At 57.4% G+C, this 11510-nt stretch carries 7 protein-coding genes; 2 read left to right on the forward strand and 5 right to left on the reverse strand.

Translation table 11 applies throughout. From position 1 onward, the window contains the following. Positions 1-8: 8 nt before the first annotated feature. Both ACNJYD_RS07740 and gmd read right to left on the reverse strand, forming a co-directional pair. Positions 9-1007 carry a GDP-L-fucose synthase family protein gene (locus ACNJYD_RS07740; RefSeq protein WP_439365805.1) on the reverse strand — a complete coding sequence of 333 codons (999 nt, stop codon included), beginning with the start codon at positions 1005-1007 and terminating at the stop codon, positions 9-11. Then, positions 988-2073 (reverse strand): GDP-mannose 4,6-dehydratase, encoded by a 1086-nt coding sequence (gene gmd, locus ACNJYD_RS07745; RefSeq protein WP_439365806.1) that lies wholly within the window; start codon positions 2071-2073, stop codon positions 988-990. Before gmd ends, ACNJYD_RS07740 begins: the two co-directional genes overlap by 20 nt. 1231 nt (positions 2074-3304) lie before the next feature. Here gmd and glmS point away from each other — a divergent pair. Both glmS and ACNJYD_RS07755 read left to right on the forward strand, forming a co-directional pair. Beyond that, a complete protein-coding gene (gene glmS / locus ACNJYD_RS07750; RefSeq protein WP_439365807.1) occupies positions 3305-5131 on the forward strand; it encodes a glutamine--fructose-6-phosphate transaminase (isomerizing) in 1827 nt (608 codons plus the stop codon). Between the two features lie 1072 nt (positions 5132-6203). Beyond that, entirely contained in the window at positions 6204-6608 is a 405-nt protein-coding gene (locus ACNJYD_RS07755) for a hypothetical protein (protein ID WP_439365808.1), read from the forward strand. Between the two features lie 854 nt (positions 6609-7462). Here ACNJYD_RS07755 and ACNJYD_RS07760 read toward each other — a convergent pair. From ACNJYD_RS07760 to ACNJYD_RS07770, 3 genes are all read right to left on the reverse strand, one after another. Continuing rightward, the gene (locus ACNJYD_RS07760) at positions 7463-7849 is read right to left on the reverse strand and encodes a response regulator transcription factor (protein ID WP_439365809.1); all 387 of its coding nucleotides are present in this window, start codon (positions 7847-7849) and stop codon (positions 7463-7465) included. A gap of 86 nt (positions 7850-7935) precedes the next feature. Next, entirely contained in the window at positions 7936-8619 is a 684-nt protein-coding gene (locus tag ACNJYD_RS07765) for a response regulator transcription factor (RefSeq protein WP_439365810.1), read from the reverse strand. Further along, positions 8616-11288: a PAS domain S-box protein gene (locus ACNJYD_RS07770; RefSeq protein WP_439365811.1), complete on the reverse strand. Its 2673-nt coding sequence runs from the start codon at positions 11286-11288 to the stop codon at positions 8616-8618. Before ACNJYD_RS07770 ends, ACNJYD_RS07765 begins: the two co-directional genes overlap by 4 nt. Between the last annotated feature and the right edge of the window lie 222 nt (positions 11289-11510).

Genomic DNA, 11510 nt, shown 5'->3' on the forward strand with positions numbered 1-11510 from the left:
GGGTTGCTCTAATCCGTGATGCAGGCTTCCTTTTCGAGAACAAGCCGATCACTCTTGTGCCGTCGATCGCCCTCACTGCGAAACGCCCGGTATGCCAGCTGAATGCCCTCCTTGAGCGAGGTGGTGGCGCGCCAGCCGAGCCCGGATAGCCGACTGACGTCGAGCAGCTTGCGCGGCGTTCCGTCGGGGCGCGACGTGTCGAAGCTGATCTCACCGCGAAAGCCGACGGCGGCCGCAACCATGAGTGATAACTCGGCGATGCTGATGTCCTCGCCGGTGCCGATATTGACCGGTTCCGGCGAGGAATAGGTCTTCATCAAATGGATGCAGGCGTCGGCGAGATCGTCGACGTAGAGAAATTCGCGGCGCGGCTTGCCGGTACCCCACACCACGACGTTGCTTCCGCCCTCAATCTTGGCCTCGTGGAAGCGGCGGATCAGCGCGGCCATGACGTGGCTGTATTCGGGGTGATAATTGTCGCCAGGCCCGTATAGATTGGTCGGCATCACGCTGATGAAATCGGCGCCGTACTGGCTGCGATACGCCTCGGCCATCTTGATGCCCGCGATCTTGGCGATTGCATAGGGCTCGTTGGTCGGCTCCAGCGGGCCGGTCAGCATCGAGTCCTCTCGCAGCGGCTGCGGCGCCAGGCGCGGATAGATGCAGGAGGAGCCGAAGAACATCAGCTTCTCGCATCTGTTGGCATGGGCCGCCTGGATCACGTTGCTCGATATTGAGAGGTTGTCGTGGAGAAACTCGGCGCGCAGCGTGTTGTTGGCGACGATGCCGCCGACCTTGGCTGCGGCGAGGAACACGGCCTGCGGCCTCTTCGCTGCAAACCAGGCAGTCACCGCGGCTTGGTCACGCAGATCAACCTCGCTTCGTGACACCGTCAAGAGATCGACCTGTTCGCGTGCCAGTCGGCGCGTCAGCGCCGCGCCAACCATGCCGCGATGGCCGCCGACGAAAACGGTCTTGCCTTTCAGCTCAAACGCCGCGCTTGCCATTTGCTGCGTCCTGTCTGGCTTGGACGAGATCGCTGGCGACCATTTCCTTCACCATCTGCGAGAACGACGTTTTCGGCGCCCAGCCGAGTTTCGCGCGCCCCTTGCTGGCGTCCCCGATCAGGAGATCGACTTCGGTCGGACGGAAATAGGTCGGATCGACCTGTACCAGGGTCTTGCCAGAAGCCTTATCAACGCCGACCTCCTCGATGCCCTTACCACGCCATTCGATGCTGCGTCCGACCTCGGCAAACGCCAGCTCGACGAACTCGCGGACAGACCGTGTCTGGCCGGTCGCAAGCACGAAGTCACCGGGCTCATCCACCTGCAGGATCCTGTGCATGCCTTCGACGTAGTCGCGGGCATGGCCCCAGTCGCGCTTGGCGTCGAGATTTCCGAGATAGAGCTTGTTCTCGAGGCCGACCTCGATGCCGGCAACGGCGCGGGTGATCTTGCGGGTCACGAACGTCTCGCCGCGGATGGGACTCTCATGGTTGAACAGGATGCCGTTGCTCGCGAACATACCGTAGGCCTCACGGTAATTCACCGTAATCCAGTAGCCATAAAGCTTGGCGACGCCATAGGGCGAACGCGGATAAAATGGCGTGGTTTCCTTCTGTGGCACCTCTTGCACGAGGCCGTAAAGCTCGGATGTCGAGGCTTGGTAGAAGCGCGTCTCCGTTTTCATGTCGAGGATGCGGATAGCTTCCAACAGGCGTAACACACCGATCGCGTCGGCATTGGCGGTGTATTCCGGGCTCTCAAAACTGACCTGGACGTGGCTCTGTGCGGCCAGGTTATAGATCTCGGTCGGCCGAATTTGCTGGACGAGCCGGATCAGGTTGGACGAATCCGTCATGTCCCCATAATGCATTAGGAATGGCACATCGCCGAAATGCGGGTCCTTGTAGAGATGATCGACGCGCGCGGTGTTGAAGGAGGACGACCGGCGCTTGATCCCATGCACGGTGTAGCCGAGACCGAGCAAATGCTGCGCCAGATATGCGCCATCCTGCCCGGTGACGCCGGTAATCAGCGCAACGCGCCGTTTTGAATCGTGAGCCGCCATGATCTCGCTTAGTTACGCCGGAAAGAGTTCGCTCCGAAAAACCGTTGCGTAGTCGCTTCCCGGAAATCGAGATGCGTACGCGCGCTCCACCGTCAACCAAAGGAGCGCGACCGTTAGCCCCTGTCATACACATCATGAAGAAATACACACCACATACATTGATTTATAGGTGGACTGATGTATGCCAAACATCGATCTCAAGAGATGAAAGTCAGGCGACGTCGCAACGGCGATGATCCTAGGCAGGTGAGACGAAGTGTAAGCGCCGACACGCCTGCCCGGGGCGCTTGCCGCCTGGCTATATTTCCAATGAGATAGATGGCGTCCATCTGTGAGCCTTATCTATTCTCATGCGCATGTATGCATCCGCGCGCTCTCAGGGAGGCGCGGAGGAGCGGCGGGTTGCGGCTTCCGAACAGGGGGCCCGGCTTAACGGTCGGTATAACAACTATAATCCACGCCGCCTCAATAGCTGGTTTGCAGCTGGCGATGCACAGCCGACGCAAGACAAAATGATAAGGACTGGCAAACGTTGGTATAGACCGTCGAACGTTTCGATATCGAAAGTTTACGTTAGTACAATGGAGCTTCGACGCCGATCCTCTAATCTTGAGCGAACGTAAGTTGCCCCAGTCCGAGTATGACAAGTCTCTTAAGCCCGCGCCGGAAATTTGTCTCAGGAGAACTGGACAACTGAAGCTAGAGCCGCCGCGCACGTGTATCACCAGCAGATCATGTAGAGGATGTGGCAGCGTTCTTTTCCTGTCTGAAGCGGAGAGAAGCCGAGACCAAACGTGACCGCTCTCTCGACTCGATCCTGGAGATGCATAGACTCAGTTGTTGCGCATCAACTTCATCGCGGGGGCCGGTATCGCTGCTCATTTTTTTGGAAACTTAGAAGGAGGGTCGCGAGATGGCTCATTAGTCCGGGTGAGTCTGTTTGTGCCGAGCAGGATGTCGGCGTGCAGGCGCAACTGCACGTTCGGCTTTCGTCGAGGCGGTTACGGCGTTGGCGACACCATCGCAGCGTCTATTCGACTAGCTACCTAAAGGAACAAATGAAGCCGATGGCTGGAAAAGATCTAAATCACGCGGGCGAATGCAGATGCGATAAAGGCGCCCGCGGAAGATTCCGAACTTGAAACCCGTTGTTATCGGGCAAGCGAGTTTTGTCACGGGGCTCCTATAGCGCGGACGCCGGACTCCTCGAAGTTGGGCTGCATGGATTAATATGTGTGGAATTATTGGCATTTTGGGACGTGGTCCGGTCGTTGGGAAGTTGGTCGCGTCGCTCAGGCGACTGGAATATCGTGGCTACGACTCAGCGGGTCTCGCTACTCTCGAAGGTCTCCGTATCGAGCGCCGCCGCGCTCAAGGTAAGCTGAGAAACCTTGAGGAGCAGTTGCGCTATAGTCCTCCTGTGGGTCAAAGCGGAATCGGTCACACCCGCTGGGCGACTCATGGAAAGCCGACCGAGAGCAATGCTCATCCGCATGCGACGGAAAATGTCGCGGTCGTTCATAACGGGATCATTGAGAATTTCCGCGAGCTGCGAGCGGAGCTGGAACGAATTGGAGCCGAGTTTTACTCAGAGACGGACACCGAGGTTGTGGTGCATCTCGTCGAGTTCTACCTCAAAAACGGCTACTCACCGCAGGATGCGGTGCAGGCGTCGTTGCCGCGCTTGCGCGGTGCCTTCGCGTTGGCATTCCTTTTCAAGGGCCACGACGATCTTTTGATCGGTGCGTGCAAGGGGTCGCCCCTCGCGATCGGACATGGTAACGGCGAAGTGTATCTAGGATCTGATGCGATCGCGCTCGCGCCTCTGACCAATACCATTACCTATCTTGAGGACGGCGACTGGGCCGTGCTTACGCGCGCGACGTGCGTGATCTATGGTGCAGACGGCTGTGTCGTCCGACGGGAAACATCAAAGTTTGCTGTGTCGTCTCTCCTTGCGGACAAGGCGAATTATCGCCACTTCATGGCTAAGGAAATCCACGAGCAGCCGACAGTGGTCGCCCAGACATTGGCGCATTATCTCGATGTGGCGGCCAAGCGGGTAGCGCTGCCGCTCGCATTGCCATTCGACTTCAATTCCATTCAGCGCATTTCAATTACTGCGTGCGGCACGGCAAGCTACGCCGGGCACATCGCCAAATACTGGTTCGAGCGGCTGGCGCGGTTGTCTGTCGAGATAGATGTAGCCTCTGAGTTCCGCTATCGGGAGGCGCCTCTGCGCCGGGGCGATCTCGCGATCGTCATCTCGCAATCGGGCGAGACGGCCGACACACTAGCTGCGTTGCGATACGCCAGGGGCCAGGGCCTGCATACGATATCTATAGTTAATGTCCCGACGTCGACGATTGCGCGCGAGAGCGAATCCGTTCTGCCGACGCTGGCGGGGCCGGAGATCGGCGTCGCTTCCACCAAGGCATTCATCTGCCAGCTGATGGTACTGGCGGTGCTTGCCATCGCAGTAGGGAGAGAGCGAGGTAAGCTGTCTGAATTAGATGAATCGAAGCTCGTGCAAGAGCTCGTCGAGGTGCCGCGGTTGATCGCTGCGGCCTTGTTGGTCGAGCCGCAGATTGAGAAGCTCGCGCGCTATATCGCCGGCGCGAGGGCGGCACTCTACCTCGGTCGTGGCACATCGGCTCCGCTGGCGTTGGAGGGCGCGCTCAAGCTGAAGGAAATTTCCTATATCCACTCAGAAGGTTATGCCGCCGGCGAGCTCAAGCACGGGCCGATCGCACTGGTTGATGAGGCTATGCCTGTGGTGGTGATCGCGCCTTACGACGGCGTTTTCGAGAAGACCATTTCGAACATGCAAGAAGTGGCGGCTCGGGGCGGCAAGATCATCCTGATCACCGATGCGAAGGGCGCTTCGGAAGCGACGGTGGACACGCTCGTGACCATCGTTCTGCCGACAATGGTCGCAAGCTTTACGCCGATGGTCTATGCCATTCCGGTCCAGCTCTTGGCTTACCATACCGGCCTCGTAAGCGGCGCGGACGTGGATCAGCCGCGTAATCTCGCGAAATCCGTCACTGTGGAATGAGGATGCAGTGTTGCTATCGAAGCGTCAAGTTTCGGTGCCGACGCGTTCGGCTTGCGTCTCCTTTCCTCGGTTTGTGGGTCATGGATCTCACGAGTTCCCAATCGGAGTCGCTGGTAGCTGCGGTGCGGTCTCGCAACCTCGAGCGATGCTACCGTCAGCCCGCCTTGCGTAGTAGGATCGGCCACCCTAGCGGCGGCTCGGGGTGCCGTCGGCTTGCAATGTGCTGGCGAAGCCGTTCAGGAGCCATTTGCAATCCGCTCAGGATGCCAGGAGTTCCACCCTGGTTGCCCTGATGATGCTCCAAACCGTATGCTGGGATTGGACGGGTAGCGATGCAGTCGTCATGAAGCGCGCGCTCTACAATGCCCTTCTGCATAGTATCGCGATCGATGCAAAAGGATCCGATTGGCGTCGTCAGTGAATCGTGGATCGACCGTTCCCAACCGAGGAGGATCCGACTCGCTTCTCATCCAACCTAGTGAATGGCAATGCGCGAGCGCGCCGTCGTTCCATTAGAAGCAGGCCCTGTCTCAGCTAACGTTAGGGCAGCCAGCAGCATCACGTTAGATTTTCGTAAGCCTGAGTCCCTTTCTGCGCCGCAGGGCCTAGCAAGCCTGAACCAGACGTGGAAATTCATGTCCGACCGGAGCACCAATTGCTATAATCGGATCAATGGCTCGTCCTATTTCACATCCTCTTCCTTGACGAGGCTGATGAGCAAAACGACGCGGCCAGTTTCGCCGATGCGTTTCGGCAGCTGCGTTTAGCCCCGTCAAACTCCAGCGGAACTTCGTCTTCGACAACACGGCCCTATTGGCTTGATTCAAGCCCGCCTATCGTAGAGCTCCATAAGGTCGTTCAGAATGGCAGCACAGGGCTATCACAGCGACGAAATCAGGAAAATCGCCGATAACCCACAAGAATATTCGGACTTCGTCTCTCGGAAAGCGGCACGAACTGCAGAGGTTGCACAGAAGTATGGAAAAGCTCAGATTCTGATAACGCGCGATACTTCAGCTATCAATTAGGAAGCGAGAGTGTCGGACTTCTGCGAATGGAAGGGGGCGACAGCATGACGAATTTCGAGGTCGAAAACTGGCAGAAGCTGTTTCCCGGGCGATCTGGGACGACCGCTACTGTAGATCTTCAGGTCATTCATCCGCTTGTCGAGAACGCTGGCGATATTCTGCTCGAGCATCAACTTGGAATCGCCGGTGAACGGCCACTGCTGAATTTGCGTCCGGCTAATCCGGAGGCAAGAGCCCGTGCTGCAAAGATGGGGTTCGTCGAGATTGACGCCGATAACATGATCCTCGACCCAGTGAAGTCAGACAAGTGGGTGAGGAATGGCGACGGCAAGTGGCAGCGAGAAGGCACCGTTTCGCGGTATCTTCGCAAAGCTGACGACAGCCAAGATCGTAAAATCGAGGTGCCAGCGAGTGCTACAACATACGATTACGAGGATGATTTCATGTAACCATGAATCACCGGGCGTCTGGCCCGAAGTGATCTAGTCTGCTCCGCACTCCTCTGCGCCGGCGCCGTTTAGCTCAGAGTGCCTTGTTTGGCTCAGAATGCTCTCGCCTCAGTTCTCCTTGGCTGAGCAGTTGCTGATTGTTCGCGCCTGCGAAATAGGGCCTATCGAACAAGCCTATTGCTGAGAATGCTTGCCTGCGGCGACGACCTGTTCTGACCCCCCGCGCTAACCGGGGGGCGAGACGTGTGGCGCCGAGCACGTTGGACGGCTTGGACCACAAGTCTTCCGGCGATGAAGGTTGCGAACAAATAATGGCGTGGACGCCTGATGAGAGTCGGTCGCAACAATGTACAGCGAAGCTGCGCCCAATGGTCAACCCGGGCCCGCAAGCGTCAACGGGCGTAACGATCCGGTGAGCACGAGGATCGTGCAGAACACTCTCACCAGAAAAGCGGTGCGCAAGACATGAGGGCTACGAGCGAAGCTCCATTTTTGTCGTCACCGCGGTGGGGCCCAGCATAGCCAATCTCGTGCGTTCCGGGCGCACTCGGGCAACTCCGCTCTGCAATGGAATAGGTAACCTCGCTCCAGATGAAGCTAAGAAGTGCTTAGGCGCAACGACGGCTCTGGGGCAGCATTACCATGAGCGTAGGCGTGGAATGAGTCCGCGCCAGCGTCTCTCGCAGGATAGTCTGTTCTGCAGCCGCCCAAATCCGTAAAGCCTGGAGGCGTAAGAAATTGCTAGCCGTTAGCATATTTGAGGTAAGCTGGGGTTTGGACTGAGAATTCCTTGCCAGCTTGATTGTTGCCCACGAGCTTTTAGATCGGGCATGAACTCAAGCTGCAGGTTGGAATCAGATGCCGCCTCGGGCGCTATATGCCTTCAGTGCGTTGTCGAGGCACTTAAGTAACTCTTGTCCGCCAAATGGTTTGGCGAGGAAGCCAATTGCGCCCGCCTCCAGGGCTGACGTGCGCACACGCTCGCTGGGGAACGCTGTAATGAAAATGAAAGGTGCTTCGTAACCACGCGTCCGCATTTGCGCCAGCAGCTCCAGCCCGCTCATAGCCGACATCTGCACATCGGTAATGACACAGGATATCTCGTTCAACTGCGGCGACCGCAGGAGCGCCTCGGCCGACGCAAATATCTGCACAACGTAGCCACGCGATTTCAAGAGGTTCCCTGTCGCTGCGCGGACTGAGGCGTCGTCGTCAACGACGGAAATCAAAGGCGTGGACAAGATGAGCCCTCCTGACGCAGGAACAGTGGCTGCCAAAGCGTTAGCCACCTTCGGCGAACATGGGCTGGAGCGATGAAACTGTAAAATCATACTTGCGTTTGTTCAGGACGATTCGCACGAAGTCCCAGCGTCTCGCTCATTCTGATCAGCTCGGCCAGCGACCGGGCACGCATCTTTTTCATGACGTGACCCCGGTAGATCTTGACGGTAATTTCGGCGAGCCCAAGTTCGGCGGCTACCTGCTTGTTCATCAGGCCGGCCGTGACCAGTTTCATCACGGCCTGCTCTCGCGGGCTTAAGGTCTCAAATAGAGACTGCAGGTTCGCGACGGTTCGCTGAGCTTCCCGTCTTTTGCGATCGCGTTCGGTCGCCGCAACGACGGCATCAAGCAATTCCTGATCGCGGAACGGCTTGCTGAGAAAATCGACCGCACCTCCCTTCATGGCCCTGACGGTCATGGGAATGTCGCCGTGACCGGTGATGAAAATGATCGGGATGTGTATGTTCAACCTGGCCAGCTCGGTCTGGTAGTCAAGGCCGCTCAGGCCTGGCAGCCGGACATCAAGAACTAGACAGCTTGTGACGTCCGGAATTGTGCTCTGCAGCATCTCCCGGGCCGATCCGAACGCAACGACCTCCAATCCTACCTGGCGAAAAAGGTTAGTAAGCGAGCGGCGCACGGAGATGTCATCCTCAACGACAAAGACGATCGCCTTCGTCGAGGCCTCGGCATTGCTACTCTCACCTAGCGAGTCAAATGGTCCTGTCACTGGAGGGCCTCCTTATGCACGGGCAGGACAAACTGAAAGGTCGCGCCCGGTTCATCTTTATGAAGAAGCGACAGCCGCCCTCCGTGAGCTTCCACGATAGATCGGCAGATCGAAAGTCCCATTCCAAGGCCACTCGACTTGGTGGTGAAGAAGGGGTCCAACACGTGGTCAGCGTCCTTCTCAGCGATCCCGACGCCGCAATCGGCCACGGCAAGCTGCACGCGCCCCAGATCGTCCTTGGATGATTGAATCAGAAGTTCGCGCGGCCGGTCTGTAATTGCGTCCATCGCCTCGATTCCGTTCATTACCAGATTGATGATCACCTGTTGTAGCTGAATTCGATCACCGAGGATCCTGGGCAGCACGGTCGCCAACTCGGTTCGCAACGTCACCCGGTGGCTCACCAGCTCTCGTGTTACCAGCGCTATGGCGTCCCTTACGACATCATTAATGCCGAGCGGCACCATCTCAATCTCGCCTTTCTTCGCGAGTGCGCGAACACTCCGGATCACCTCGCTTGCCCGGATCGCATCTTCGATGATCCATTCCACTGAAGAGCGCGCTTCGGCAAGATCGGGAGTTTCGCGAGCCATCCAGCCGAGGCACGCATCGGCGTTAGTGAGAATAGCGGCGAGTGGCTGGTTTATCTCGTGGGCGATGGAGGTTGTCAGTTCTCCTAACGTCGTTACACGCGTCACATGTGCAAGCTCCGCCTGTGCCTTTCTCAGGTCTTGTTCGGCCTGATCGGCGCGAATGATGGCTGTGATGTCAGTGCTGACGCCACGGTAGCCCAGAAAATTACCGTTTCCGTCGAAGAAAGGCTTGCCACTGGTGCGGACGTAGATCGGAGATCCCATGCGATTCACGGTACGGTAGACGAGATCCCGAAACGGCTGTCGCGCCTGCAACGTCGCCCGATGCTGCCGCCATTTTTCGGGCTCGTCTTCGACGTCGCACGCAATCTCCCAGCGAAGCAGGTCCATCAATCCTGTGGCCAAAATTCCTGCAGTGCTGGTGTGCTCGGATAAGCGGGTGACCCGATGATCTGGACCGGTCTCCCAGAGCCAGTCGGAAGCTGTCTCGGCGTAGTCGCGAAAGCGCTGTTCGCTTTCGCGCAGCGCGACAAGTGTGTTTTCCAGGCGTTCCCTAGCTGCGTGTTGATCGGTGACATCCATATGGGTTCCGATCAGCTCGCTGACCTTACCATCGCTAGCGGCGACAACATGCGCAACGGAGTGTATGCGCCTTGTCCTGCCATCTGGCAGAAGAATACGGAAATCATATTCGAACCGCTCCTGCTCCTTTTCTCTCGCCTGGCGCTGCACCTCCTGTAACCGTGGCAAGTCTTCCGGATGGATGCGCGAGCGAATGGTCTCTATCGATACCGGCTCTTGTGGTTCAAAGCCGAACAATCGATCAACTTCCGCGGACCGATAAACGAAATCTAGCCCGTGCACGTCCCAGGACCAGCTGCCTGTGTGGGTGAGATGCTGGGCCTCGGCCAGATAGGCCTCGCTGCGACGCAACTGCTGTTCTGCTCTCCTCGCTGCCGTAATATCGGTAGCTGCCCCAACAAACCCGATTTCACCAGAAGCGGCTCTCGTGAGCCGTGCCTTTGCACGGATGTGCTTCACAGAGCCGTCTGGCAGCAGCAATCGATACTCGTGCTCGAAACCGCTCAAGTCTCGCATCGCTGCATCGATAACCTCTTTAACCGAAGCCCTATCATCTGGGTGAGTGCGATCAACGACAAGCTGCGGCGAGGGGATCGTTTGAGGATCTAATTGGAAAATCCGAAATGTTTCCTTTGACCAGAACGCCTCGCCAGTGGTGGCGTTCCAGCTGAAGCTGCCTGTATGACTCAACTCCTGCGCTTGAGCCAAATGCGCTTCGCTCCGCTGCAGGGCAAGTTCGGTCCGCTTTCGCTCTGTGACATCTTCGCAGGCGATAAGGACAACGGGCCGGTCGTCGGCCCAAAGCATGGCCTTGGCGTTTTCACGTACCCACAATACGGAGCCGTCCTTCCTGACTTTCTGGACGTCCCACGTGCGCGATTGTCCAATATCCTCAAGGCACGCCCGAATGCATTTGTGAACGAATGCGCGATCCTCCTCAAGAAATATGCCGAGCACGGAGTGGCCGATCAGTTCTGAAGGAGCATAGCCGAGTTGTGTCGCGCCGAATGTATTGACGTTAAGGACAGTGCCGGCTTCATCCACCATGAAGTACATGGCCGGATTGTGCTCGAAGATTGCTCGCCACCGTTTTTCACGATCCTCCAAATCCGCCGCGCTACGCTGAAGCTTGACCGCAGCCACACGCGCAGCCTCTCTTTCCTGGCGGAGCTTTCCGATCAGGTACGTTCCTACAATTGAGACAACAAAGAATGCGACAACCACTGGAAGATCGCGGGGGGCATCGATTTGCAGGCTGAACGCCGGCGGCGCAAAGTAGTATGCGAGAGCAGCGATTGCCATGATGCAAAGCGCGGATGACGCGATGAAGCTGCCCATCAACGAAAATAGCAAGACTACTAACAAATAGGCGAACGCCGTCGCGGCGAAATGGGCATTAAGGTATACGCAACTTAATGTAACAGCGGCTAGCGTTATGCCGCCGAAGGTCAACTGAGGGGCTGAACGTTTAAGACTGCTGATCTGGATAGACATTTTGAGACCGTCCGGCTGTTCTCCGGCGGGAGAGCTATAGCATTTTAGGCAAAAATGGGGCAATCTTCGACGCTTTGGTCGAGCGTGTCCGAGATTGATCACCTACTGCCGAACTCAGCACGTGCGGGGAAAAAACGCATTATAAACATGCGTATAGTTGTCCTAAACTTTCGATGAGGTGCGGCTGACGGGCAGCACTCGAAGCTGAAACTTCTGCTTTCC

Origin of the sequence: Bradyrhizobium sp. SPXBL-02 (assembly GCF_051853065.1) — a bacterium.
In the GTDB taxonomy this organism is placed as follows: domain Bacteria; phylum Pseudomonadota; class Alphaproteobacteria; order Rhizobiales; family Xanthobacteraceae; genus Bradyrhizobium.